We start from the raw sequence: 26918 nt of genomic DNA, 5'->3' as shown, positions 1-26918 counted from the left end.
CCATATTATCCCCATTTCACCTATCCTACTATTATTAATAACTATCGTATAAGAGGCAAAAGAAGAAGTCAACGACAAAGTTAGACATCACTTACTTGTAGGTGATTCCCCTTAATCCAACGAAAAAGAAGGCGAGCGTGAAACCTAGTAATGCTAATGATGAATGGAGCAGTGTATTGAAATGAAGGCTGCCGCTAATGATTTCCTTAAAACCAGACATTGCCCAGCTTTGCGGGACGGCTAAAGCCATTTTTTGCATAACCTCAGGAACAATCTCAATTGGCCAGTAGACACCGCCGAGCATACAGGTAACTACGATTAACACAGTGCTGATTGCCATTGCCTGTTGTTTTGTTTTGACGAGTCCTGCAATCATCAGTCCAAAACCAACTACACAAACGATTACTAATGATGCAAAAGGGATAATATACATTAAGTTTCCCCAGTTCGTATCAAACAAGAAGTTCATAACAACCATTAACACTGTAAACTGAATCCAGCCCATTAGAAAATAGGCAAAAAGATATCCGAAACTGATTTGCAGCTTACTGGCAGGGACAACCATCAGCCTCCCCCATGTACCGCCGATTCGTTCATCGAGTATCGTTGAGGCCGCTCCCGCAAGACCAAACATCATGAACATGATGGCAAAACCAACAAACATTAAATTTACTTCTAGTTTGCCGGTATTATCCTTCTGGATCATTTGTTTTTCGACAGCTATTCCTTTATTATTTATGACGGCTGTCAGCAAGTTCTTGAATTCGGTAGGATCCTGACCCTGGGCGACTTGATACGAGCGACTAATTAAACTTGCTGTTCCTTGTAAATGCGGGTGCAATGCTAGATAATCCTCCGTTTTTGTTTGTACAATAATATCAAATATTGGCTTCTTCTCAGATATTAGCTGTTCAATATCTTCCGGTATCACCACAGCCGCAACCACTTCCTGTGCTGAAACGTTGATTTTTGCCTGTTGCTCCGTTTCACTTTTCCATTCAAAATGGTCATTCTTCTTTAGAAGGTGCACAATTTCCTCGCTGACCCCTCCTTCATTCACGACTACATTAACAATTGGTTTATTCTCCTCTGAACCTATCGACATCCCGCCAAAGATCCAGCCAAACATGATGGGCAAAACAAACATAAGGACTAGAGAAGCAGGTGATGTAAAGAATTCTTTCAAATGCAGAGATGAAATTGTCCAGATTTTAAGCAAAACGACCACTCCTTTCTCTTGAAAGGCGAATTAAACCAATGGCAAAAAAGATAACTCCTAGCCCGATTGAACCGCTAATAGCAGGAAGGGCATCAATAAAACTAGCACCCGACATAAATTCTAAATACGTTTGGAGTGCGAGTCCATTTGGTAAGAACTTTGTTACTAGATTGACCCATTCAGGAAAGACATATAACGGAACCATACTTCCTCCCAGAGCCGCCATGATTTGCGTTCCAAGACTTCCAGCAACGCTAAATGACTTTTCTGTTTTGATAAAGGAACCTGCCATTACACCGAGACCACAAGCATTAACCACAAAGGCAATCGTCATCAGCATAATTCCTAATAAAGAGTTCCCCCAATCAACCCCAAACAGTACGCTGGTGCCAATAATAATAATTGCCGATTGGACTGAACAGATAATAATCAATCCCAGCATTTTTCCAGCGAGATAATTGTTATAAGTTAAATGAGTGAGCAGTAAACGTTTATATACCTCTTGTTCCTTTTCAAGAATCATTGTGGAAACTCCCTGAACGACGGTCATTAATAAAAACATTACACTCATTGCTGCGGCATAGTATTGAAAAGAACTGACTGGTGTTGTTTTTGCATCGATGGCTGATTCATTTAGGAGCGGTTGATTGTTTTGTCTTTCTTGGGAGAGGACATCTGTATTCCCAGCGACAGGTTGGGCGAGGCTAGCCGCTGTCGCCTCGACTGGAATCGATTGTGAAAATTGTTCAATCACGCTTGAAACAATCGTCGATTTTATTCCAGGGTCAGGAACCGTTAATAGCTTTATTTTAGCTGATTTTCCCGACATCAATGCTGAGGTGAAATCTGATTCAATGACAATCCCCACATCAAGTTTGCGGGCATTGATTTTTTTAGATAATTCTTCTTCCTGATAATAAACAACATCAATCTGACTTGATAATTGTTTTTCAAAAACCTCAGTTGTTAATAGTTTACTAAGCTGACCTTTATCTAAATTAACCACTCCCAGAGTGAATTTCTGAATCGTACTATCTTCGGGCTCCTTCAACATATCGCCAAAGGCTGATCCTAAAATCGCGATTAACAGCAGCGGCATCAAGATAAGGGTTAAAAGGGCCTTTTTATCACGGACGATGGTAAGTAAATCTTTTAAAGCAAGCCACCAGAAAAACATATTTACCCCCCCTAATCTCTTAAATTTCTTCCTGTTAGATGCAAAAAGACACTTTCAAGGTTTGGTTCGACAATTTCTACAGAGGTAACCTTCGTCCCAGTTTCTGTCACACCTTGGATAAGATCACTTAATATTAACTGAGGCTGTTTATGAAAAACGACTATTTGGCTGTCGTTGACCTCGAAATCTTTTTCAAGAAATAAACTCGTTAAGGTTTGATTAATCTTTACCAAATCAGCTCTTTCCCTATTAAACATAATAATCATCCTTGAACGATCACCAATTGTCTCCCTAAGTTCACGTAACGTACCACAAGCAATTAATTCGCCGTGATCAATAATCCCAATTCGTTCACAAAGGTATTCCACCTCTTCCATATAATGACTAGTGTAAATAATCGTCATTCCCTGATTGTTTAATCGTTTTACCGTTTCTAAAATGTGATTTCTTGATTGGGGATCAATTCCCACTGTTGGCTCATCCATAATTAGTATTTGCGGATGATGTAAAATAGCCGCGCCAATATTTACCCGCCTTTTCATCCCGCCTGAGAAGGTCTCAATCTTATCTTTTGCCCTTTCAGTTAAGCCAATAATTTCGAGGACTTCGTCGACACTTTTTTCTAGAGCCTTTCCGGACAGATTGTACATCCTTCCCCAAAATTTCAGATTTTCCCTGGCAGACATTGTCTCATATAGAGCAATTTCCTGCGGGACAACCCCGATTAATTTTTGCGCCTGTTTTGGGTTTTTGACAACATTGATATCGTTTATATGTATGGCTCCTGCTGTTGGAGAAAACAAACCAGTAATCATATTGATTATCGTTGATTTCCCTGCTCCATTTGGACCTAGTAAACTAAAAGATTCACCTTTTTCAACCGTAAAGGACACCCCCTTCACAGCCTCCAACTCTCCAAAGCTTTTACGCAGATCATGAACGCTTAGGATATTCATTACAAATCACTCCTTACTCTTTATCTCCTTACATGATTAATCATACTGAAGTTGACGAAAAAAACACATTTTTTATTGCAAAGATTATGAATTTTACGTGAAATTAATAAATCAAAAAAAGGGACTGTGAAATTCACAGCCCCTCCACACTATTATAAGAAAATAAAATACAGGATAAAGATAACAAAGAAGAAATACATGATTGGATGAACTTCTTTCATTTTCCCTTTTACAATCATGGTAATTGGGTAGAAGATAAAGCCGACCGCGATCCCTGTTGCAATACTGTAAGATAACGGCATAACAATCATCGTCAAAAACGATGGAACGGCAATCTCAAAACGAGACCAATCAATTTTTCTTAAAGACGCGGCCATCAGCACTCCTACAATAATTAAGGCAGGAGCCGTGACTGCTGCGGTAACAACGGATAACAACGGGAAGAAAAATAGTGATAGGATAAATAATCCTGCCGTAACCAAGGACGCAAATCCAGTTTTCGCCCCAGCTGCCACCCCTGCAGAAGATTCTACATACGATGTAACCGTTGATGTTCCAAGTACCGCACCGACTGTTGTTGCAATAGAATCGGAGATTAGCGCCCGACCAGCACGCGGTAATTTATTATCTTTAATCATACCTGCTTGATTTGCTACAGCTACAAGTGTTCCTGCATTGTCAAAGAAATCAACGAATAAAAAGGTAAGGACGATACCAACCATTGCAGTTGAATAAAAGGAACTATCACCTAATGAAGTAATAGCTGCTCCAAAGGTTGGAGCTAAGCTTGGTACAGTATCAACAATTTTTTCAGGAGTATCTATTAAATTGAAAAGCATCCCTACAACAGCAGTAATGATCATTCCATAAAATACGCCGCCTTTAACACCTTTAGTCATTAAAATAACGGTAACGACAATTCCAAATATCGCAAGTAATGTAGGACCTGCTGTCAAATCACCTAATCCAACAAGTGTAGCATCATTGTTTACTATAATTTGAGCGCTTTGCAAACCAACGAACGTAATGAATAATCCAATTCCTGCACCAACCGCATGCTTCAGCTCAACAGGAATGGCGTTAATAAGTTTTTCACGAAGACCGGTCATAGTCAGTATAAAGAAAAACACTCCGGAAACAAATACGGCTCCTAGTGCATGCTCCCAAGGAATACCACTTCCTAAAACAACTGTGTATGCGAAGAATGCATTCAATCCCATACCCGGTGCTAACGCAAGCGGGTACTTTCCAAGTAACCCCATCACAATGGAACCTATTGCTGCAGCCAATGCTGTTGCAACAAATACCGCTCCATAATCCATTCTTAATGCATCTGGTAAATCTTCTACACTAGCAAGTGTTAATGTTAACGGGTTGACTACTAATATATAAGCCATCGCTAAAAAGGTAGTCACGCCGCCGATAAATTCCTGACGGTAACTCGTTCCTAATTCTTTAAACTGAAAATATTTTTGCATATTTCTTCCCCCTATGAATCTTGCTGTAATAAAAAAACGCTCCGGTATCTTCTACCGGAGCGCTTGACTATTGGCATGTGTAGATAAATAGAGGGAGAGCCTCTGCTTTATAACACTGCCTCGTAGTCAAGCTATTTACGGTAGCTCGGTAGAAACTTTTGGGCCATATCCCCAATATTATACGATGCATGAATATAGTAATTCCTAAAATACTTTTTTATAATAGCAGATAAATACGACCTTGTAAACATAAAATGCGAACAATAATTATAAAAGTATAAATATCGTTCGTATTTTAATTTACTCTTTATTCCCACTCTATCGTTGCAGGCGGCTTGCTAGTGATATCATACACGACCCGGTTTACATGCGGTACTTCGTTTACAATTCTTGTTGAAATCACTTCCAGCACATCCCACGGAATTCTTGCCCAATCTGACGTCATCCCATCAATAGATGTCACTGCACGAATACCGATCGTGTAATCGTAGGTACGTGCGTCACCCATGACACCGACACTGCGGATATCCGGGAGCACGGTGAAATATTGCCAAATCTCACGGTCAAGTCCTGCCTTTTTAATTTCTTCACGAAGAATCCAATCCGATTCCCGGACGATTTCAAGCTTATCCTCTGAAATTGCTCCAAGTACGCGTATACCAAGACCTGGACCTGGGAATGGCTGTCTCCAAACAATGTCATCCGGCATTCCAAGCTCTGTTCCAAGTGCACGAACTTCATCTTTAAACAAAGTTTTTAGCGGTTCAATCAAGGTAAACTGCATATCTTCAGGCAATCCGCCGACATTATGATGAGACTTAATTGTTTGTGCTGTTGCCGTACCGCTTTCGATAATATCGGTGTAAAGCGTACCTTGAGCTAAAAATTCAATTCCCTCAAGCTTCGTTGCTTCGTCATCAAATACATAAATAAACTCATTTCCAATAATTTTCCGCTTCTGCTCTGGATCGGAAACACCTTCTAATTTTGAAAAGAACCGGTCTTTCGCATCTACTTTAATTACATTCATATGAAAACCCTCTGCCAAAGTCTCCATGACTTGGTCGGCCTCATTCTTACGGAGCAGACCATGGTCAACAAAAATACATGTAAGTTGATTGCCGATTGCTTTATGAATGAGTACAGCAACAACGGAGGAATCTACACCGCCGCTAAGTGCACATAGGACTTTCTTCGAGCCTACCTGCTCACGGATCTTGGCGATTTCCATTTCAATATAGTTTTCCATCGACCAATCTCCACTACTGCCACAAACGTTAAACACAAAATTCTTAAGCAGTTCATTACCATAAACAGAATGGCGCACTTCTGGATGAAATTGAACCGCATAAAGCTTTCGTTCCTCATTACTCATAGCAGCGATCGGACAGGATGGGCTTGTTCCATCTACATTAAAACCCTGCGGTGCTTCGACAACTAAATCGCCATGGCTCATCCAGACGGTCTGCGCCTCAGGCAAATCTTTAAACAGCTTTGTCTGATGTTCAAGGTTCATAACAGCCTTGCCATATTCGCGATTCTTTGCTTTTTCAACCTTACCATCAAAATGAACAGTCATTAATTGCATTCCATAGCAAATTCCTAAAATGGGCAGACCCATTTCGAAAATCTCTTCATCACAGCGAAAGGAATTTTCATCATACACGCTATTAGGTCCGCCAGAAAAAATTATTCCTTTTGGATTCATTTTTCTAATTTCCTCTGCGGTAATAGTATGCGGGTGCAGTTCACTATATACCCCAAATTCCCGAATACGGCGTGTAATCAACTGATTATATTGGCTTCCAAAATCTAAAACAACGATCATATCTTTCATGCCTGTCAAATTAGCCACCTCTTCCAAATAGTGCTCTTAGTATTCACATTACCAGTAAAAAAGTTGCAGAAAAAAAAGAAAACTAGCATTCGCCCTCCAAAAAAAGTCAGGAAGGCAGAATTCTAGTTTTCTTGTGAATGCTAAAACAGAAATTTCCGCCTTCATAGTCAGGCCATTTACGGCGACCCGGTAGAGACTCTCGATCCATATTTTCGAGGATATATGAAGAAAACGTAATATTAAATTCCTGCCTATTGTATCAGTAGGTTGTTTTTCTGGTCAAGCGATTGTCTTTTTAATTAAATTTTCCCATAATTCATGTGTTTCTTTCCAGCTTCCCTCTGGGAGATGCTGATGATATAAGTATTCCTCATATTGTTTTGTTATCCTCGACATTTCTCTCGATGAAAAGAAGGAATCAATATAGCGGGCATAACTTCTTAGCGTTTGATTCTCTTTGCGCTTTAATCCTAATCGTTCCAATTGGGCTAATAAAACAAGATAGGCTTCTGCGATACTATCATCCTTTTTCTTAAACCGGTAACGAAGTAAATAATAACGTGGGACCCATTTTCCGCGATTAAGGTAAACAATCCCCGCTACTGCCGCAGCAACGATAACACTAATTAGTAGCAGTTTCCAATATTCCCTAAAAAACGATTGAGTGTTCTCCCAAAATGGTTTCAACTCAAAGGATTTTTCCTGTTTCGCTTTACTATCGTTATCTGAAGGGAGTTCCTCTTGCGGCTTTGCTGCCGGCGGTGCCGTTACTTCCGTGCTATCCGGAGTCCCATCTTCATTTAAGTAACTGATGGAAACTTCATTTGTGAACCCCATTGTCGGCTCAAAAGGGACCCAGCCTTGATTGGGAAAATAGACCTCCACCCAAGAATGGGCATTATTGTTCGTCACTTCATAAATCTCTCTCGATAAATTTTCACTGCTGGAGTTTATGAATTCTCCGCCCGTATATCCTTTTACCCAACGGGTCGGAATGCCAAGCGTTCGAAGCATAACAGCCATCGACGTCGAGAAATTATCACAATACCCTATTTTTGTATCAAATAGAAATTGTTCAACATAGTCTTCTTCATCCCCAGGTATCGCCACATTCTTTTGATCATATTTGAACCCCGAGGCACTAAAATATCGCTCGACTGCCTTTGCCTTATCAAACCAGTTCGTCTTGCCAGCTGTAATTTCCTCTGCTAATTGTTTAATACTCGCTGGAATATCTTCTGGCAGTTGAGTATACTTCCTAAATAAATCTGTATCTGCTAGGGAAGCATCAACCGCGGTCGTTTTTCTTAAATCGCTAGCCTTATATTTGGGAACTTTAAACTCAACGGTATAGGCATCAGGAAAAACAGGCTTAGCATTCGTATCAAAAATTGATACTTTCTCCATAAATGTATCTATTTCAAGAAAATAGTTAAATGGGAGATCAAATCTTTGAATACCTGCCGGATAGATTAGATGATTATACTCCATATACAAAGATAATGATGCTGTATCCTCGGTCGTTTCTACCTCCGGCGGGTAAGAGGCAATCGGAACTAATTCCTGACTTCTAAATGGAACTTGATTCGCCTCAGAAGCTATCCACCCTTTACCTGTATAAACATCCTTTGTTTCAACCTTCCAATAATTCCTCACATTCGCTTCATACCGAAAAACAATACTGTCGTCGCCAGTAAACGGACCACCTAACTGTGAGTCATCTTCACCGTAACCTACAGTTGAAACACCAGAATTCCGATCATCGCCGCCCTTATCACCTGCAGCTTTAAGATAGGGTACAGGATCTGGCCAGATTGGCTCTAATTTCGGTCCAAGCATCCCAACTGCTACACATAAAGTAATCATTAAAACTAACGGCCTCATCCATTTACCAGTCATGGAAGGTTCTGTACTGACATTCTCCTTTGCTAAAATTCGGTAATAGGTCAGCATCCCCATGACAGCAAATCCTGCGATTACCGTCCTGACAATCGCTGCTTGAGCTTCGTAAAGCGTAAAAGTATCCAAAACCGTTATGTAGATAATGGTCATTAGGAAGAAGATAAAAATCTTTTGGCGGTTTAGTAGCCAATAATGAATTAAATAAACCATGATCCATAGTAAAACAAAGAAGAGGACACTGCGAAACTGATTTGATAATTCTGACCAGTTCCGATTGAAAATTAAACCCATATTACTGAAAAAGTCGCTTATTAGGGCAAACAACCACCCGAAGTGAAAAAATCCTTCTTCATAATAAAATCGATTAATAGCAAATAAAATAAAGCCGATCTTTATGGCTGTTTGCCAAATCCAACGGAGTTTACTAAACGAACACATAAATGAAATCAGCATAAAGAGGATAAACATTTCAATACCTTCAGTATCTGTTAATTGTTCAATTGGTCTCAGCCATTCCCATAAAAGCAAGAAACCAAGTGCATACAATAGAAAGGTGGGTAAATCTCTTTTCATTAAAAATTCACCTCCGAAAAGGCTGCGGCATAATCACCTTCATGTACCATAATCACTCTTACCCCGCGTGCATTGGCCATGGCTATCAATGACAACTCAGCAGATGTCGGTGCTTCTTTCTCCCCTTTTATTAGAAACAGTGTAATTTTCCCTTTTCGCTGTCCGAGGAAGCTTGCTTTCTCAATCAAGCTTTTAGTTAATTGGGTGGTAACAAGCAAAAACGATACTGTTTGTTGGACAAACAGGCCCTCTGTTTCTAGCACCTTATCAAAGGAGGCATTAGCTTTTGCCCTTATTTTTGCTAGGTGAAAGAGGAGCAGCTGCTGTTGCTTTTCCCCGCCCCCAAGCGGATAGAAACTCCTTTGATCACTTACCGTTAACAGCCCCATCCTCGCTCCTTTTTTCAAGACGGCACGCTGCATTGATGCTGTAAAGGATACAATTGCCTCGAAGCGCTTATCGGGTACACAATCCATAACAAGAAAAACATCATGGGATTGACGCTGTTCAAACTCCTTCGTCATAATTTCATTTCTCTTAGCTGAGGCTTTCCAGTTAATCCAGGAAAAACGATCCCCTGGCTGATAATCCCTGATCCCAACTGCCATGGAGGTATCTCGCTGCACCCGTTCTCTCGAAGCAGTCATCCCTTGGTCAAAGGGGTTTTCAAATGGACGATAGAGGAGGTCCGTGTAGGCAGGATAGACGATTACTTTATTTTCAATAGGATAGGATACTTCCTTTTCAATTAAGCCAAGCAAATCCCCAGTCTTTAAAGTAAAGCTGTGGAATAAGTGCTCTCCGCGTGGAAGTTTGTCAATTACATAATCAAAAGAAAATTCCTTTTTGAAACCCGGTAAAATAAGTACCTTTGTCTTTTTTTGCTGGTGGGTGTTCATTAAGATGTCATCCAGTTGATCAGCAATAAACAAGTAAAATAACGGGAAGGATGACCTCCGCTTCACGGTTACCATTACCCTTAGCGGTTCACCTGCATTGTAGGTGGATTTTTCAATATTGCGGATCACCTCTATCCCGCTTAAGGAATAAAAAGAGAGAGCGAAACTATAAATCGCAAATGGTAGAAAGCTATAAAATAAAAACCAACTGACAAATCCTCCTTGAAACATCGCATAGGAAAACGTTAGGAGGAGTAAAAGGAGTAAGACGATAAATTTCCATACCTTTTTGAATGGACTCCACCATTTTCTCATCTTATTTCACTAGCCTTTTTACCGGTACGTGAATTCTCGCAACCACCTGGTTGACTACTTCTTCTGCTGAGATTCCTTCAAACTTTGCTTCTGACTTTAAAATAATCCGGTGCGATAAAACAAATGGAGCCAGATATTGAATATCATCAGGTAAACAATAGTCGCGACCATACATATAGGCATAGGCTTGAGCGGCCTTCATCAGCGCAATCGATCCCCTTGGACTTGCACCAAGGTAAACACCACGGTAGCTCCTTGTCCCATTAACAATGTCAACAATATAACGCTTTAACGTATTATCAACAAATACCTGTTTTATTTCTTGCTGAAGAGCTAAAAGCCCTTCAAGGTCGATAACCGGATATAAGTCTTCAATCGGCGGTTGTTTTTGCGCTCGATTCAGAACCTCCATCTCTTCAGCAATATCAGGATAGCCCATTTTCATTTTTAATAGAAAGCGGTCTAGCTGGGCTTCTGGAAGCGGGTAAGTGCCTTCATATTCAATCGGATTTTGGGTAGCCATAACAAAGAATGGCTTGGGCAGTTTATGCGTAACACCATCAATTGTCACACTCGCCTCCTCCATTCCTTCAAGAAGGGCGGACTGCGTCTTTGGTGATGTCCGGTTAATTTCATCCGCGAGGATAATATTCCCCATTAATGGACCAGGACGAAATTGAAATTCCATTTCCTTCGGATTATAAATCGAGACCCCGGTAACATCCGACGGTAACAGGTCAGGGGTAAACTGGATTCTGCGAAAGTTTGCATTTACAGACTTAGCTAGTGCCCGCACCATCATCGTCTTCCCAACACCTGGCACATCCTCTAACAGCACATGCCCTCCTGCAAGCAGGGCTGCTAAACTTAGTTCAGCAACATTTCTCTTCCCTATCATAACTTTCTCAATGTTTGTTAATATCTTTTCTATCGTGGGATTCATTTGTTCGTGTGACAAGGTAACTCCCCCTTACTGACTTGGCCAATTTATGACACCATATCTAACTATTCTATTTTTTTAGGGAAATTCCTGTTAAAAGGGTCACAATATTCAAAAACTCTAAAATAGACGGAGAAGCCTTTCCTTACAAACATTCTTAAGAACTTTTCCTTTAGACCTAATCAATCCCCATATGAACTTTATGCAAATGCCAATGAAAAATTAGAACCCATTTTCCACTAACCATTTCATAATACTTTCTTCTCTTTGCTTACTATCGTCTTGCTGCACATCGTATTTACGCATTTTCTTCTGTGCGACAATAGTTCCATCTACCATAAACAGTATTCTTTCAGTTTTTGCTGCCACCTTTACGTCATGTGTAACGAGCATTACGGTTGTCCCATTTTTATTAATATCTGCAAGAATTGACATAATCTCTGCTGTCGATTTGGAATCCAATGCTCCAGTCGGTTCATCTCCAAATAGGATATCCGGGTCATTTATCAATGCTCTGCAAATGCCGACTCTCTGCAGCTGTCCACCAGAGCCTTGAGTGATATTGTGATTTGCAAGCTTTTCAATTCCTGTCATTTCCAACAGTTTTTTTGCTTTTTGATTTACCGCATTTTTATCCGCTTCTTTTGATACAAGTGCAGGAAACATCACATTGTCAATCAATGAAAGATTCTTTAATAGATTAATATCCTGAAAGATAAACCCCATTGTTTCCCGTCGGATTTTCGCCAGTTCTTCTTCTTTTAGACTGCCGATTTCACGACCTTTAAATTTCACACTACCAGAAGTAATTCTATCCATACCGCTTATATTATATAGCAGTGTTGATTTCCCGCTTCCAGACGGCCCCATGACAGATACGAATTCACCTTCTTCTATCTCCAAGTTTATATTCTTTAAGATAAGAAGCTCATGGTCTTTTCCTAATTCTACTTTTTTGATCATATTTCTTGCTTCTAATATTTTGCTCATATATATTCCTCCAGCCCTGACCTTTTTCAGCTGTTCTAACTTCTTAACACAACAGATAAATCATCTTCAACTGTTACCTTACAGCACACAGATATTGTAAAACCAACTACTACAATCAGCGCTAACGGACATAGCAGCCAAGTCTGCCATCCAACATGAACAAATTGAATTTTTGCAGCTCCCATCGTGGACATTGCCATACTTACCAGAAATTCTCCTAAATAAGTAGAAGCCAAAACTCCAACAATTATTCCGAAAATCAGTACCATCAATGTTCCTGCCATATATTGATGCCTAATATGTTTAGAAGTTAATCCTACACTACGCATAATGGCAATCTGAGATGTATCCTTTGATAATAACATCCTAAGGAATAGGGCAGTGATCAATATAACAATGATGAATGCAATGGCAATTCCCCCCATCACAACTGTGCTCATCTGATCAATGATATTTCCAAGTGTCTGTCCGGTATATTCTTTGATATCATTTACTTGAGCGGAATCATAGGCATTCTGGTAGTAGTCCATTTTCACGTGTTTATCAACGTGGGAAGCCAAATCCATGTAAAAAATATACCAAAGAACGGCTTCTTCATTTAATCCAAGACTGGTATGCGCCTTTGCTGTTTTTCCACCATTTGTAATATCCTGATAAATTCCACTTACTTTCAAAGTTTTTTCTGTCCCGCCAACCTTTACGACTACTTCATCTCCCACTTTCTTGTTTAATCCGTCTTGTGACGCATTTGCATGGGAGAGTGAGATTTCGCCTATACTATCTGGTGCACTTCCTTCCAGATAATTTAATGGAAATACGGAAAAATCTCCGGTTTCGATATTTATATAGTCCCAGGAACCTTCCTCATTTTCGACCTGATAGGAACTTGTGATGTAAGCCGCATGCTTTTCAATATCCGAATCATTCTTTAATTCTTCCTGTAGCTTTTTAAAATCTTCTGTGATACTATCTGTCTTTCGAAGATCGATTCTCAAATCGGATTTACCTATTCCCATGTAGGTTGAAAATTCCGGTGAATTCATGGTGTTATACATATTTAACGGAAGAATGATAATAAACGTACATACGACAAAAATAAATAACAGTAAGCTGTATAATTTAAAACGCTTAAATACATCCCTAATTCCCATGTAAATATTGGTGCTGAAGAATTGGTTCTTAAGCAGTGAAAAACTGTATTTTCGGTTCTTTCCACGTTCCATGATAGTTGAACGTAATGCTTCCACTGCAGATATCTTATCAATTCTTTTCAAGACTTTCTTGCAGTACATCACAATCATGACATATACAAATATTGGAGCGATAAGAGATAGTCCATATTTTAAGTTTCCTGATAAATCCGAAGATAGATACAATCTCATATTACCGTTAAATAGATTCACTACTGCGAAGGACATGAGATAGCCAATGATACCTGCTACTAATGACATCACTCTGTATTTGTTAAGATATACCTTCTTAATATCCCTTTTGGATATTCCGATTGCTTTCATAACTCCGATTTCTCTTAAATCTTCATCAATCGTTGCCAGAAACGTAAGTCTAATACAAAGCGAAGCGATAATAATCAGAAGTACACTGATCAGTATAATAACCATAGCCACTGTCGCATCTGACATGGCATTAAATATCAGAAAGAACTTGCCTCCGACTGTAGGACCGTTTGCTGGTAAACCTCCTTTGATGTAGGCAGTCTGAACAGCATTAGAATCCCCGTTTTCATTTAGTTTGAATTCAATCAGATATTCTGGTTCCCCTACGAGCATTTTTAGCATTTCATTATAGTCCGTCTGATTAATCACAAATCGTTTCGAAGAAGTTAGTGATGAGTTCATCTCATAATCTCTTGCATAATCTGAAATAACAAACTCTTGCTGATACTCTCCACTTATCACCGTAATCGAATCACCTATTATTAAGTCATATTGTTCCATGAAATAGATGGGAACCGCAACGAAACCTTCCTTTACATTCAGCTTTTCATTATCCAGATCCACTATAAAATCAAATTCCTTATTCTGTACAACAAATGAAATATCCTGTACCGTTCCAGCCATCGTTTGATTTTTGCCAAAATGAATATTACTTCCATCCAAAGTCAGAAGAACCATCGTCTCCTGCATCGCTATATTCTCACGCTGTTCTTCTGTAAATTTATCAATTTCCTCCTGGTTATATTTTCCAGAATGCATTTGAGTAATGTCAGCTGGAACTGCACGTTCCTGCAGTTCAGACATCGACTGAATCAGATTGGCAATATTATTTATTGCACTAGCTGCCAAAATAACTGCGAGAGTTATAAATACAAATACTGAAATAGTTGAAATTTTATTCCTGATGAAATCGTTCTTGACCATTTTTAAAAACAAAATTTTACCCCCTTCCTACATACTTTTTTGAATTAATAATATTCTTACATGCAGGTTTCTGAGTTGACTTCACCTAAAAGATGATTAAACGTACTAAAGTAATCATACAAAATAATATTTATTAAATTAACCTGCTAGAGACTAATACCTTACTACGTCTGTAGCACTATTTTTGCAAGTTGACTATGACAGGTTATTAGAATAATAATCGAAAGTAATAAGGGATATTTCTATTTTGAAATATCCTTTTTACTTATGAGATTAATAGAGTTAAACTTCTAATTTCGACTTTAAAATTGCTTTTAACCGATTAGCTTCGGATACTCGTTCATGCAGATCTTCTGCCACTTCCACAGAGAATTGTCTATTTAAAACAACATCCTTTAACTCTGTTACATTTGTGCAGGGCTTATCCAGAACGGTATACACTGCTCCGTATTGCATAAACTGATGTGTATCACTACCACCGACAACAGGTTTATCAAGTGCTAGGCCAAGCAAATCTACATCTCTGATATTTTCCTCAATACCACGAGTATGCAAATCCTTCCCATTTAAATCGAAAGCGTCCAGCTGTTTTAACAAAGAACGATCTAGGTCCTTTAATGCCGTAGATGGACGAAAAGGATGGGCACCAATGACAAGCATTTCGTAGTTAGACCGCAGCTTTAATAGTTCAGCAAACCGAATAAATGATCTCTCTTCTGTATAATCAGTTAACTGCTCACGCATGGATCGAATATCTTGTAAATCTCCAATACATAGAATATGGCCGACTTCTAAAATATCAACTTCCATACCTGGAAATACCTTTAACCCAAATATATTATAATAGCCATCTACATAAGGAAAATGTTCATCTAACCTATCATAAACCTCATGAAAATTACTCGTATTAAAATGCTCTGTTAATGCAAGACCATCAAGTCCACTTTGTAATGCCTGCTTTGCCATCTCTTCGTAATAGGCTATCGAGAAATCTGCCTTCTTTGATAATTTAGCATGTGTGTGAAAATCGAATTTCAATACTAGCACTCCTTATAAAACATAATGTAAAGCATGGACGATAATTAAATATAAAATCGTAATCATCATAAACGAGTAATCGATATAGGTTACTTTTAAATAACTCGTTTTTAGCTTAATCATCTCTTTGTTATTGGCACCATAACTAAAACCCTTTGTTTCAAGTGCCTCCACTGTTGTTCTTGAGCGCTTCGCGGTGTTTAATATAAGCGGATAAAAAGAACGGATAAAAACGATCAAGAAATAGACGATCTTTCGCCAATAAAAAAGGCCGTTTCTTGTTGGTGCTTGGCCCCGCAAGCGATACGATAAAATGATTTGTTGAAACTCTTCCAATAAAGTAGGTAATATTCGATAACCATAGGCAACACTAAATGAAAACTGAGCAGGAAAACCCATTCTTAATAACGCATCACTGAACTTTTCTGGATTTAAGCTCGTAAAAACGGCGACACTGGCAAGCGACATTGCCCCCAGCTTGATACTTAGCCAAAACATAGGGAGCACGGTTTCAATATTCCCACCGAAAAATAGTGAAATGATGAAAAGAATGGCCATTTCTCCTAGTAACCCAAGCCCAAGAACCCCTAAAATAAGTGGACTTACTTTGGCTTTATACGTTAGAAAGACCATGAATAGTAGATATCCAACTAGAACAACATGACTATGAATAAACCAAGGAATAATCGCAAAGTAGCCATACCAGATTAGGAGAACGCGCGGATCCAGCTTCGTTAGTAGATTTTCTTCTATCCCGTAAGCCGTTCTCACCAACTCACCTTTCACATATTCAAGCGAAAGTTTATCAGTCAAGAATTTACTAATTTCCATATAAAACACCCCGCTTGACCGCTTGTTTCCAGCTATCTACAAACATTTCAATCGTTGCACAATGTGGAAAGTTAAGCTCATTGCACAAATTGATTATTTGCGGTGGAACAAGGCCCGCACGATTTAAAATCTCTTTTTGTTTGAAAATGACGTCACTAACATCATCTGCAATCAATTCACCCTCATGCATCACCAGCAATCGATTTGCCCATTCAGCTACAAGCTGCATATCATGTGTGGCTATTATAATGGTATCCACATGTTTTTTTAAACGATCGAGCAATAATACCACTTTATTTTTTGTTGCCATATCTAGATTTGCGGTTGGCTCATCTAAAATAATGATAGATGGGCGCATTGCCGCACCAATCGCCAGGGAGACACGTCGCTGTTGTCCCCCGCTCAGCAATCGTGCATCCTGGTTTTGGAAATCAACTAAATCGAAATCCTCTAAAATTTGATCAACAACGAACGATAGATTTTCAACCTTTCGTGCTTTTAAATAAAATTCTATTTCCTTTCTGACACTATCATCGATGAACATTTCCTCTGCATTTTGAAAAACAAAGGCAATGTGATTGGATAGTGTTTCAGGTGTATATTTTTTTAACGGAATTCCAGAAAGCTCCATTACACCTTCTACTGGTTTCACAATTCCGCCTAATATTTTTAATAAAGAAGATTTTCCAGCACCGTTATTCCCTACAAGTGCTACTTGATCTCCTTTATAAAAAGTAGTAGATACCTGGTGTAGTGCATCTTTTGTTTGTTTACGAAGGGTTCGATAACGAACACTTATATTTTTCAAAGCGAGAACCGGTATCTTCCCATCATTGCTTTTACGTTGTGGTAGTGGAGCAAGATGGGATTTCACTCCACTAAAATAGTCAATACCTTCATCCAACGTAATTGGGTAAGCCTTATCACGATTTAAATGATGAGCGGCTAACGTGACTTGTGGCGGGAAAATTTGCCGCGTTAGTAATTCTTCAACACGACAAAGGGCCTCACGTACATCTTTCTTCCAACACACTCTTCCTTGATCCATTAACACCACTTGCTTACAATACGTTGCAATAAACTCTGTATAATGTTCAATGACGATAATCGTAGTCCCATACTCTTCATTCAAGGTTTTGAGTACATGATAAATGGTCTTGGCATGCTGTGGATCTAACTGGGCAATCGGCTCATCGATTATCAATACTTTAGGCTTCATGGCAATAGCACCTGCTAAAGCAAGTAAATGCTTCTGCCCGCCACTTAACTGCCAGACAAATTCTTGAGCCAAATGGGAAAGACCTGTTACTTGCAAGGCCCATTTCCCGCGTTCTTTAAAATCCGGAAAACCATAATTTAAAGGCACAAAAGAGGCATCGTCTAAAACAGTTGGACGAAGTAATTGATTTTCAAAATCCTGATAGACATATCCAATCGACTTCGAAAGCGTTGCGACATCATGTTCAGAAGTATTAAGCCCATCAATCACTACATCTCCCTCAAATTCACCAACATAAAATTTAGGGATGAGACCATTCATTGTTTTACAAAGGGTTGATTTTCCTGAACCGTTTCCACCGATTATCGCAAGAAAATCGCCTTCTTCAACCGTTAAGTTTGCTTCATTAAGAACCTTTGTGTCCTTTCCCGGATACTGAAAAGACACATTTCGGATTTCTACAATTGGCTTAGACACTCTTACTCATATCCTCATTTAAATTCGAATCTTTCCCTTTTTTCACTAGATATAAAATAATAGCAACGGAGCATACTGCTGCAACACCAATTATGATCCAGATAAATGAAGCACCGTATGTTTCAACAAATTCCGGCTCCCATACCCCTACTTCAAAATCAGATTCTGCCAAAGCTTCTGCAAAGAAGGCTACCACAGTTAAAATAAGGCTAATCACGACGAATTTCGGTGTAAGAATCTCTTTTAATGGAATATTCACCTTGTTGCTTCTTGGCTTCATACCTAATAAAGGTTCAATTTTCCCATATAAACGAGGGACTAAGTAAAGCGTTGGTAGTAAAGCAAATAAGGTACCTGAGAATATGAGATCCGTTAAAAATTCAACACCTTCTACCACATATATACTTGCTGCTAAACCAGGAACCGCTTCAAAATCTTCAACCCCAACAACTACTTTGACAATATCTACAATCGTACTTAAAACGAGGAACACACCATAGCCAACAATTGCCCCCATCACTACCTGCGATTTTTTTTGCGGATTGCGAACCATCATCCCTCCGATTACCATACCAAGTGAAAATAAAATGAACTTCTCCACTTCACCAATTCCACCAAACTGTCCTAACATTAACTCGCCAAAAATCAACTCACCTGTCGCGGCTCCAATGGCTGCATAAAGTGGATGGAATAACATACATAACGCTAACGGAATAAAGGCAAAAGCATCAATGGAAAGTTCGATTGGCCCAACATGTACGGACGGCACAAGCTCGGTAAACATGTTGCTTAACCCATAAAGACACATAGACAAAATAAATATCATCATTTTTTGAGATTGCGTTAATTCATAAGACTTCGTTAACAAAATTTTTCCCCCTCAATCCTTTATTACCTTTCATTGTAGTAGTGAAATGTAAAGGATGTATTAAGGAATAATGTGAATATTGTAAAAAAAATTTATTTTTTTATTTTATGAAAAATTTTTTTCATTTTGTGATAAATTACTATTTGGAGGGGATAGAAATGAATATGAAGTGGGATGTTACAAAATTAACTCCAAACCAAAAACGAATAGCTGACTTCATCGAAAAAAGCGGTGAACGTATTTTAACCTTTTCTGAAACAGAACTTGCACAAAAGCTGCATGTGAGTAACGCGACCATATCTCGCTTTTGGAAACAGATTGGCTACGACAATTTCAAATCATTTAAAACAGCTATCAAAGAGAATGAACAGGTGTCACCAGAAAATAAATTAAAAAATTCCTTACTACAAATTCAACATCAACAACTTCCAATTCACGAGCATTTACTAGCGATGACTCAGAACCAGTTTGTCAATACCCTGGAAGCACTAGATAGTGGGCAATTTAAACAAGCGATTACATTAATGACGAATTGTAGAAAAATTTATATCCATGCACCTAGTTCTGCTGAAGGGATCGCAGTATTAATGAGACACCGTCTTGCACGGTTTGGATTGGAAATCGAACTACTACCAAAAAGTGGACATGATTTATTTGAGTCTTTAATGCATTTTCAAAAAGAAGACGTTGTATTTATGTTCGGTTTTGTTGAGATGAGTCGAGAAGCTTCTGTGCTCTTGGATTATGCAAAAAAAGTAAAGTATAAGACGATTATTCTTACAGACTGTCTTATTTCAGATTTTCAAGGGGAGGGGGATTATATTTTCTATACAAATCGAGGAGAGTTGTGGGAATTTCACTCTATGATAGCTCCAACCTTTTTAGTAGAAACCTTTATTCTTGGTATTGGCCAGAATCTTGAACAACAATCACTCCGGAATTTAGAAAAACTGAGTGAATTACGAAAGATGTATAAAGACCAATTACCTAGGCTTACTTAGTGGTTAAGACGAGAAATGTAGGGGTAAAAAAAATGCAGTCCTAATATTGGGAACTGCATTTTTTATGATTATTACAAATATCAGAACTTGTTGGACGATCCTGATGAACTTCAGCAGCTTTTTGTTTCTCTTTTTACAAAATCCACTTACTCTTTCGACAACGCCTGAACATAGACCCTTATTTTTCCACATTCGATAGGAAACTTTTCAATTCACTAAGTTCATCCACACTATCGATATAAGACAATTTCCCTTCTTCCATATATAAGATGCTGACCCCAACTGACCGCTCAATTTCTTCCACTAAATGTGTGCTAATGATAATGACACTATGAAAGGAAAGTCTCTGAATTACACGATTAAAAAACTGCTTTTCATGCGTGTCTAATCCTTCAAATGGTTCATCCAAAATACAAATTCTCGGTTGATTAATAAGTGCTTGAATCAAGCCTACCTTTTGTCGCTCTCCACCTGAAAGGGTCCGGAGCTTTCTTCTTTTAAGTTCAACTAAATTAGCATCGCTTAACCATTCATTTAGTAAAGGTTTAACAAGCTTATGGGGAATTCCTTTATGGAAAGCCATATATGTTAAGTATCTTTCAATTGTCATTTCCGAATAGCCTGTGAAATGCTGCGGCATAAAACCAACAATTTTCCTAACTTCATCGGTACTTAGATGCTTACGATACGTCCCAACTTTTTTATCACGGATTAATTTTGTATAGGTAATCGTTCCTTTATCGGGAATAATCGCAGTAGAAACAATTTTCAAGAGTTCACTTTTCCCTGCGCCATTATTCCCTATGACATACGTAACTCCTTCTTTAAATGAACAACTTATTCCACTGAATACTTTTACATTTGCTTTTGTAAATTCAATGTTGTCTAACACTATCCTCATGTCAAATCCCTCATCTGACGGTATTTCAATGTAACAGTGCCGAGTAAAAGAATAGAAATCCCCATAACAACGATATTCATAAGTAAGAATCCCTCATTTTCCGGTAACTGAAATAAGGACGCAGATTGGTGTTGCTTTTCAAACAAAGTTTGACTAAACCAAACAAATAGAGCCAGTAATAGGCCGATCTTTTGTCCAAGCCAAATTGTACTAACAAAGCCAATAACGCCAAAAAATAAAACCGGGGTAAAGGACCCTAGTAAATAGTAAATAGAATTCGTTGCTCCCAGTATAATAAAGCTTAACGGCAATGTAATCGCCAATTGTAAGGCCATTACAATCATAAAACGCATAAACATTTGCACAGTCAACGGATAATAACTTAATGTTTCAATGAGTTGATTCCCCTCATTTTTAGTACGAAACGCATATCCCATAACCGCAATCATAAAAAGTGTAACCCACTTAATCCATGTCGAAAATCCAGCCACTTCATTGCCTATATTTTGGCTAATCGTAAGGGTTAATATCAACATAATGATTCCTGTAAGAAGCCAACTTCGCGTTCCGTGAAAATTCCATTGAGATAAAAATAAATTTACGGTTCTGGCTGACATAGATTGTGTATCTTGATGTGATTCCAGTTTAAACCGCAAATCAACTGGCTTAACTTCTTCTACAGCTTTTATCTTTTGAAGCAGATCTAAGGTTTGTTCTCTTGAGGGCTCAGGGGCTGTAAATCGGTCAAAACGGTTTTTCCACTCATTTTCTAATCGCGTTAATTCTCTGTCCTCACTCATTTACACCCGCTCCTTTCCGCTCATCTTCTAGTAAGATTCCTTCAAGTTGTTTAAGACCCCTTGAAATCCAAGTTTTTACCGTGTTCAAAGGTATTTCTAACGCCAAAGCAATTTCTGCATATTTTAATTCCTGATAAAACCGTAAATAAAGAACCATTCGATAATCTGGTGCTAATTGATCTAAAGCGTCAATCATCCATTGACGTTCAAGCTGACGGTCGATAATATGATGGATTTTGCCTGTACCTTCTACAATTTCATCCGTAAAATACTCCCTTTTCGTGGAAGCCTTCCGCCAATAATCTCTACAACCATTTGTCGCGATTTTATACATCCACGGTTTAAAGGAATCAGGAACAAAGCCATTCTTCCCTTGTTGATAAATTTTCATAAATGTATCTTGAACAATGTCTTCAGCTAGATTTTCATCTTGTAATAATCGGTATACATACCCATACAGAGGTTTATGATACTGGAAAACAAGTGTATCTAATGCCGAGTCATTGCCGTATGACAATTGGCGCATATACTCTTCATCCTGCATTAGGTGTTCCCTCCGTATTGTTAAGCTGTTTTTCGGTTAAATTGGAATATCGCTAGTCCAGTTAATAGTACGCCAATCCCCATATAAAACAATCGATTGTAAATAATCCAATGATTTGCAACAGCAAAAAAAGCAGTTTCGCTATTAACAAATGTATACACACTGCCATATTTAAGTAAAATCACATTTAAATCACCTAAAAGCATGCCGCCAAATTCAAAGGTCATCCAAAAAAGTAGCCCTGCCAATAAACCACCAACTGAATGATTGCCAATCACCGTACCTGCGATTACAAATCCAGTAACCGCGATGTATACCGGAATCGTAAATGCTAAGCTTTGCCACACAAAACTCCCATTAAAGGGTGTTAATATAAGCGTAACAACACTTAATAAACCGGTAAAAATAACTACTGAAACTAGCAACCTTTCCATCAGGAACTTCCATCTAGCAATTGGGTAGGTCATGATTTGCATATAAAACCTCGAATCAAAATCAATCGATAAGCACCATTGCAAGATCAGTACAAACCAAATTGGCGCCGCTTCCTCATAAACTATGCTAGATAGCTCTTCAATTGTATAGGACCCCGAGCTATAAATTACATATGCTGCAACGGGAATAAGTAACATCACCATCATCGCAAATAACGATGTTAACCATAGCTTTAGAAAAAGTTTAAGGCGAATCAAAAACCCGCTCAATTGCTTGTTTCTCCTTCGTATAATTGCAATGCAGCTTCCATATCAAATTCCTGCTTTTCTTCTAGCTGTTCGTATTGTTTATAAAGAAATTTAACTACTTCATTAAACTTGACAGTACCTTCCCCTTCATACTCATTTAATAAATCTACGAGCCCCGTTTCTTCTACTGCGGACCCCCATGTAGATAAATACCAGTCCTTAAAGCCAATCTCATCATGCAAATCACTAAGTATCGCCCATTCCATTGATTTTTCCAACAAACTGAAATCATCATAATCCGACGTGGAATAATCAGCTGTAAGATACTCAACTACCTCATAGGAAATAACTGAATCCCTTGTATCTCCCAGATTATCAGCTCCCCATATAAGAAATTCCTGACTGGGCGTATTTTTGGCAAGGTAATAATGATCATCATTCAAAATATAAATTACTTCTGGCGTCATCGGAACTTCCAGCCAATTTTCAATAAAATTCCACGTTTTTTGGTATTCTTTAATTGTTTCTTTGGTGCCATTTAGCACATCAGGATGTCCAACGACTCGAATTCCATCAACCATTAGTTCTTTTATATTCCCACCAACTAATGACAAGCCATATTGAGACGTTCCTTGATAGACACCGGTTTTTACTTCTGGAATCGTTAACGCAAGCGGAATTCCGCTATTTTCATTCAAAACTTCTACGGTGAATTCGGTAGGAAAATCTTCTACAAGTCTTCCATTCCTTTGTTCAAATTGAACATAATTCTGATTATGCTCCCGTGCAATGACCAGTTGGCGGTCCCCAATAAGTGGATACCAACCCGCTTCTTTTGGAAGGTACACTCGATTTTTTCCAATAAAGGAATGCTCCACATAACCATCATCACGGTATTGTAAAATACTTCCATGATAACTCAAATTTATGGTGAACTCTTCTTTTGGTTCAATCATATCTTCAAAATGAACAGTAACAACATCCTTATCGTATGTACATGTAATCTCAGATTCACTTGCACATTCCGTCACTTGAAGTCCATGAAACAATGTCAGGTATACCTCTTTAGCTGGTTCATTCCCGTTATGCTTAATCGTCAGGCTACTCGTAACATTGATTTGATTATCAGACTGGAGTTGAACAGTTAAATCTGTACGCTCCATAGCAAAGTCATATTTAGTATGGTCGAGATAGGAATCATAATAGGAATTCATCCACTTATAATAATCATCTTGATTATCTCCTTCAAACCCCTTTACATACTGTTGTCCAGTAGTAACGAACTGTTCGAGAGCCTGATTATATTGTACATAGCGAATTCCACTTAATAAAATTGTCGGGATGATCAGGATGACAAGCAAAATAGGAACCATCTTCTTCTCCCTTTGTATCCTGCGATTAGAACGGAAGACCAAGAGCGCTACGAGAATAACAACAATTCCAAGCAACAAAACAGCCGTTTGATGCAATACAGTACCCCAGAATACCCGATCAATCCCCCATAGCCCCTCATAAGGAGATTCAATAAACATATAATCGAATGGTGTCAATAAGTGAAGCCTTGGATTATCGAACGACAATGCAACTCCAGTGTAATCAAAGGGAAGACCTAAAGTCAGCACTAAAATAGCAGGAATTAAGACATAAGCAAAAATATTCTTCATTAAGACTCCAAACAAAAAACCAAGCGAAATCAGTAAAAAGAATGCACCTTCCATTTGAATAAATGCATAGAAGACGTTTTTAGCTACATCACCAAAAGCCATTTTCCCACTCACAAACCAAACGGCTTGAACAAGTAAAGTAATGAGCGTAATACAAAGACCATACAATTGTGTGACCAACCATTTCCCCGCGATCCATTCAACATTTTTTACTTGATAGGTCACGACTAAATATTCAAATTCACTTTCTCGATCTTTGCCCGCCATATAAACAGAAAACAAGCCCACAATTAATAGATTCAGCAGCAACATCCAAATAAAGCCACTATAAAAAGCACCCGCCCGCTCTTGAAAATGAATCGTTTGTATCTCATAAGATATTACGATGTATCCCCAACAGAGCGCATTAATAATGAGCGGGACTGCTAAAAACTGATTACGTAATAACAATAAACACTCTGTGCGAAAAATCATCTTCAACATACTCATTTAATCACCCCGTTGATAACGGTCATATACCCATCTTCAATCGTTGGCTGCACCGCTATCGCACGTTCATCCGGGGATTTTTTTGCTATTATTCGAAAAACTGCATTGTTATTTTCTCTTCTACTAGAAATAATGGCATATTCCTTTTCTACATTGTCATATTCAGAATAGGGTACGGATAATTCCCAGACAAAATTTACTGCTTGTTTAGCTAACGCTTCGGTCGTTCCTTGAAAAAGCACCTCACCATTGTTTAATACCGCTACCTTTTCACAGCTCGATTCAATATCACTAATAATATGTGTGGATAAAATAATCGTATATTTCTTACTCAACTTTTCAATTATATTTCGGAACCTGATTCGTTCGGATGGATCAAGCCCAGCTGTCGGTTCATCAAGAATAATTAACTTGGGGTTTCCGAGGAGCGCCTGTGCAATTCCAAGTCGTCTTTTCATGCCGCCTGAATACCTTTTAACTTTTTTATTGGCTTGTGGTTTTAGATTAACCTCTTCTAATAGCCTTTCTACTTGCTCTGTTCTCTCCCCTTTATCAATAACTCCTTTCATTGAACCTACATAATGTAAAAACTCTCTTCCCGTAAATTGAGGAGGTGCATGAAAATGCTGTGGTAAATAACCAAGGACTTCTCGAACCTTGTCCCCTTCTTTTAAGAGATCATAATCATATATCGTTACTTGTCCATCATTCCAAGGTAGAGTCGTACTTAATACTTTCATTAACGTCGTCTTACCTGCACCATTCGGTCCAAGCAGACCAAATAACCCTGTATCTATTTGAAGGTCAACATCTTTTAAAACTTGAATCTTTCTATATGATTTACTTAATCCCTTTATTTTGATTGTAGACATGAAGCTTTCCCCCTATTGCACGATTTCTCCCCCTTACACGAATAGGTTATGGGGAATGTTTCAAAATTTATTAAATGAATGATAGTAAGTTTGACTACAATCGATATATTAGTAGAGGTGACTGTTATTGCTAATAGTATACAGAAAAACAAAAAAGGCTTCTCATTAGTTTGGTTAACTAATGAGAAGCCTTGCTCTATAATGATAAAAAGTAAGTTTTAGGCATGCGTATCAGGACTAAACTCCCGAAACTTCAAGATTACTAATATCTTCCTCTGTTACAAGTTTCACATAATCGATCATCACTATTGTTTCTTCATCCTCATGATGGAACGTACAGTTACTATAATCTTTTTTAATTTCTGCTACTTGAACAGTATGACCGATTTCAAAATTAGTGATATCAATTTCAATACTATCAGGAATATCATTCGCTTTTGCTGTTATATCCAATTCGTGAAGAAATTGTTTAGCAACTCCTCCAGCTTTCTCACCATTAGACGTTCCTTTTATAAATACACTAACTTTTGTATCAATTTCAGTGTGCTTATCAACTTGAAGAAAATCCACATGAAGTAAATCCCTGGTTACAGGGTCATTTTGGTAATCTCTTAAAATAACATTTTCTGATTTTTCATTAAGATTTAGAGATATAATACCATTTCTACCAACGCTCTTTATCACTTTTAGTAAATCTGAGTTGTTAATAAAAATTGATTCAGTATTAATATCCCTTCCATAAACAACTGCAGGGATTTCTCCATCATTTCTCAATGTTTTCAATGTAGATTTTTTAGAATCTTTTCTTTCTTGTGCTACTAGCGTATTCATTTTACTTCCACCTTCCAAATCATTTTGACTCTTAGA

General features: G+C 38.3%; 22 protein-coding genes and 2 riboswitches. Of the genes, 1 reads left to right on the top strand and 21 read right to left on the bottom strand.

Features of this window, described 5'->3' with window-relative positions:
• Window positions 1-91: 91 nt before the first annotated feature.
• From NSS81_RS13805 to NSS81_RS13740, 14 genes are all read right to left on the bottom strand, one after another.
• Window positions 92-1228: an ABC transporter permease gene (locus tag NSS81_RS13805; protein ID WP_342429272.1), complete on the bottom strand. Its 1137-nt coding sequence runs from the start codon at window positions 1226-1228 to the stop codon at window positions 92-94.
• Window positions 1212-2396, bottom strand: a complete 1185-nt coding sequence (locus tag NSS81_RS13800; RefSeq protein ID WP_342429271.1) for an ABC transporter permease — start codon at window positions 2394-2396, stop codon at window positions 1212-1214. The genes NSS81_RS13805 and NSS81_RS13800 overlap by 17 nt, the downstream gene beginning before the upstream one ends.
• 11 nt (window positions 2397-2407) lie before the next feature.
• Complete coding sequence (locus tag NSS81_RS13795; protein ID WP_342434023.1) at window positions 2408-3346, bottom strand: ABC transporter ATP-binding protein; 939 nt, start codon at window positions 3344-3346, stop codon at window positions 2408-2410.
• Window positions 3347-3504: 158 nt separating this feature from the next.
• On the bottom strand, window positions 3505-4830 hold the full coding sequence (locus NSS81_RS13790) for an NCS2 family permease (RefSeq protein WP_342429270.1): 1326 nt from the start codon (window positions 4828-4830) through the stop codon (window positions 3505-3507).
• A gap of 103 nt (window positions 4831-4933) precedes the next feature.
• Window positions 4934-5035, bottom strand: a riboswitch (purine riboswitch).
• 102 nt (window positions 5036-5137) lie between these two features.
• Window positions 5138-6667, bottom strand: coding sequence for a glutamine-hydrolyzing GMP synthase (gene guaA / locus NSS81_RS13785; protein WP_342434022.1), 1530 nt, complete (start codon window positions 6665-6667; stop codon window positions 5138-5140).
• A 144-nt stretch (window positions 6668-6811) separates the two neighbouring features.
• Window positions 6812-6913: riboswitch (purine riboswitch) on the bottom strand.
• A gap of 33 nt (window positions 6914-6946) precedes the next feature.
• Window positions 6947-9142, bottom strand: coding sequence for a transglutaminaseTgpA domain-containing protein (locus NSS81_RS13780; RefSeq protein WP_342429269.1), 2196 nt, complete (start codon window positions 9140-9142; stop codon window positions 6947-6949).
• Entirely contained in the window at window positions 9142-10356 is a 1215-nt protein-coding gene (locus NSS81_RS13775) for a DUF58 domain-containing protein (protein WP_342429268.1), read from the bottom strand. Before NSS81_RS13775 ends, NSS81_RS13780 begins: the two co-directional genes overlap by 1 nt.
• Before the next feature lies 1 nt (window position 10357).
• Window positions 10358-11299: a MoxR family ATPase gene (locus tag NSS81_RS13770; protein ID WP_342434021.1), complete on the bottom strand. Its 942-nt coding sequence runs from the start codon at window positions 11297-11299 to the stop codon at window positions 10358-10360.
• A gap of 219 nt (window positions 11300-11518) precedes the next feature.
• Entirely contained in the window at window positions 11519-12286 is a 768-nt protein-coding gene (locus tag NSS81_RS13765) for an ABC transporter ATP-binding protein (RefSeq protein ID WP_342429267.1), read from the bottom strand.
• A gap of 35 nt (window positions 12287-12321) precedes the next feature.
• Entirely contained in the window at window positions 12322-14676 is a 2355-nt protein-coding gene (locus tag NSS81_RS13760) for an ABC transporter permease (protein WP_342429266.1), read from the bottom strand.
• 270 nt (window positions 14677-14946) lie between these two features.
• The gene (locus NSS81_RS13755) at window positions 14947-15702 is read right to left on the bottom strand and encodes a PHP domain-containing protein (RefSeq protein WP_342429265.1); all 756 of its coding nucleotides are present in this window, start codon (window positions 15700-15702) and stop codon (window positions 14947-14949) included.
• A 12-nt stretch (window positions 15703-15714) separates the two neighbouring features.
• Entirely contained in the window at window positions 15715-16533 is an 819-nt protein-coding gene (locus NSS81_RS13750) for an energy-coupling factor transporter transmembrane component T (RefSeq protein ID WP_342429264.1), read from the bottom strand.
• Window positions 16523-18229 (bottom strand): energy-coupling factor transporter ATPase, encoded by a 1707-nt coding sequence (locus tag NSS81_RS13745; protein WP_342429263.1) that lies wholly within the window; start codon window positions 18227-18229, stop codon window positions 16523-16525. The genes NSS81_RS13750 and NSS81_RS13745 overlap by 11 nt, the downstream gene beginning before the upstream one ends.
• Window positions 18222-19097, bottom strand: coding sequence for a cell division protein FtsQ (locus tag NSS81_RS13740; protein ID WP_342429262.1), 876 nt, complete (start codon window positions 19095-19097; stop codon window positions 18222-18224). Before NSS81_RS13740 ends, NSS81_RS13745 begins: the two co-directional genes overlap by 8 nt.
• Before the next feature lie 158 nt (window positions 19098-19255).
• Here NSS81_RS13740 and NSS81_RS13735 point away from each other — a divergent pair, with 158 nt between their 5' ends.
• Entirely contained in the window at window positions 19256-20098 is an 843-nt protein-coding gene (locus NSS81_RS13735; protein ID WP_342429261.1) for a MurR/RpiR family transcriptional regulator, read from the top strand.
• Between the two features lie 178 nt (window positions 20099-20276).
• Here NSS81_RS13735 and NSS81_RS13730 read toward each other — a convergent pair whose 3' ends face one another.
• From NSS81_RS13730 to NSS81_RS13700, 7 genes are all read right to left on the bottom strand, one after another.
• Complete coding sequence (locus tag NSS81_RS13730) at window positions 20277-20999, bottom strand: ATP-binding cassette domain-containing protein (protein WP_342429260.1); 723 nt, start codon at window positions 20997-20999, stop codon at window positions 20277-20279.
• On the bottom strand, window positions 20996-21799 hold the full coding sequence (locus NSS81_RS13725; protein ID WP_342429259.1) for a hypothetical protein: 804 nt from the start codon (window positions 21797-21799) through the stop codon (window positions 20996-20998). Before NSS81_RS13725 ends, NSS81_RS13730 begins: the two co-directional genes overlap by 4 nt.
• A complete protein-coding gene (locus NSS81_RS13720) occupies window positions 21792-22343 on the bottom strand; it encodes an RNA polymerase sigma factor (protein WP_342429258.1) in 552 nt (183 codons plus the stop codon). Before NSS81_RS13720 ends, NSS81_RS13725 begins: the two co-directional genes overlap by 8 nt.
• A gap of 20 nt (window positions 22344-22363) precedes the next feature.
• Window positions 22364-23047 carry a hypothetical protein gene (locus NSS81_RS13715; RefSeq protein WP_342429257.1) on the bottom strand — a complete coding sequence of 228 codons (684 nt, stop codon included), beginning with the start codon at window positions 23045-23047 and terminating at the stop codon, window positions 22364-22366.
• A complete protein-coding gene (locus NSS81_RS13710; RefSeq protein WP_342429256.1) occupies window positions 23044-25179 on the bottom strand; it encodes a hypothetical protein in 2136 nt (711 codons plus the stop codon). Before NSS81_RS13710 ends, NSS81_RS13715 begins: the two co-directional genes overlap by 4 nt.
• Window positions 25176-26051 (bottom strand): ABC transporter ATP-binding protein, encoded by an 876-nt coding sequence (locus NSS81_RS13705; RefSeq protein ID WP_342429255.1) that lies wholly within the window; start codon window positions 26049-26051, stop codon window positions 25176-25178. The genes NSS81_RS13710 and NSS81_RS13705 overlap by 4 nt, the downstream gene beginning before the upstream one ends.
• A 237-nt stretch (window positions 26052-26288) precedes the next feature.
• Window positions 26289-26882 (bottom strand): 50S ribosomal protein L25, encoded by a 594-nt coding sequence (locus NSS81_RS13700; protein ID WP_342429254.1) that lies wholly within the window; start codon window positions 26880-26882, stop codon window positions 26289-26291.
• Window positions 26883-26918 lie beyond the last annotated feature (36 nt).

This window comes from Neobacillus sp. FSL H8-0543 (genome assembly GCF_038592905.1).
Classification (GTDB): Bacteria; Bacillota; Bacilli; order Bacillales; family Cytobacillaceae; genus Neobacillus.
The sequence above is the reverse complement of the archived record's forward strand: the minus strand, read 5'-3'. Positions and strand labels throughout refer to the sequence as shown.

Coding starts and splice junctions, on each gene's coding strand:
- NSS81_RS13800 (WP_342429271.1), bottom strand. CDS start 2,396: ATGTTTTTCTGGTGGCTTGCTTTAAAAGATTTACTTACCATCGTCCGT.
- NSS81_RS13790 (WP_342429270.1), bottom strand. CDS start 4,830: ATGCAAAAATATTTTCAGTTTAAAGAATTAGGAACGAGTTACCGTCAG.
- guaA (WP_342434022.1), bottom strand. CDS start 6,667: ATGAAAGATATGATCGTTGTTTTAGATTTTGGAAGCCAATATAATCAG.
- NSS81_RS13780 (WP_342429269.1), bottom strand. CDS start 9,142: ATGAAAAGAGATTTACCCACCTTTCTATTGTATGCACTTGGTTTCTTG.
- NSS81_RS13775 (WP_342429268.1), bottom strand. CDS start 10,356: ATGAGAAAATGGTGGAGTCCATTCAAAAAGGTATGGAAATTTATCGTC.
- NSS81_RS13770 (WP_342434021.1), bottom strand. CDS start 11,299: ATGAATCCCACGATAGAAAAGATATTAACAAACATTGAGAAAGTTATG.
- NSS81_RS13765 (WP_342429267.1), bottom strand. CDS start 12,286: ATGAGCAAAATATTAGAAGCAAGAAATATGATCAAAAAAGTAGAATTA.
- NSS81_RS13750 (WP_342429264.1), bottom strand. CDS start 16,533: ATGGAAATTAGTAAATTCTTGACTGATAAACTTTCGCTTGAATATGTG.
- NSS81_RS13735 (WP_342429261.1), top strand. CDS start 19,256: ATGAATATGAAGTGGGATGTTACAAAATTAACTCCAAACCAAAAACGA.
- NSS81_RS13730 (WP_342429260.1), bottom strand. CDS start 20,999: ATGAGGATAGTGTTAGACAACATTGAATTTACAAAAGCAAATGTAAAA.
- NSS81_RS13725 (WP_342429259.1), bottom strand. CDS start 21,799: ATGAGTGAGGACAGAGAATTAACGCGATTAGAAAATGAGTGGAAAAAC.
- NSS81_RS13720 (WP_342429258.1), bottom strand. CDS start 22,343: ATGCAGGATGAAGAGTATATGCGCCAATTGTCATACGGCAATGACTCG.
- NSS81_RS13710 (WP_342429256.1), bottom strand. CDS start 25,179: ATGAGTATGTTGAAGATGATTTTTCGCACAGAGTGTTTATTGTTATTA.
- NSS81_RS13705 (WP_342429255.1), bottom strand. CDS start 26,051: ATGTCTACAATCAAAATAAAGGGATTAAGTAAATCATATAGAAAGATT.
- NSS81_RS13700 (WP_342429254.1), bottom strand. CDS start 26,882: ATGAATACGCTAGTAGCACAAGAAAGAAAAGATTCTAAAAAATCTACA.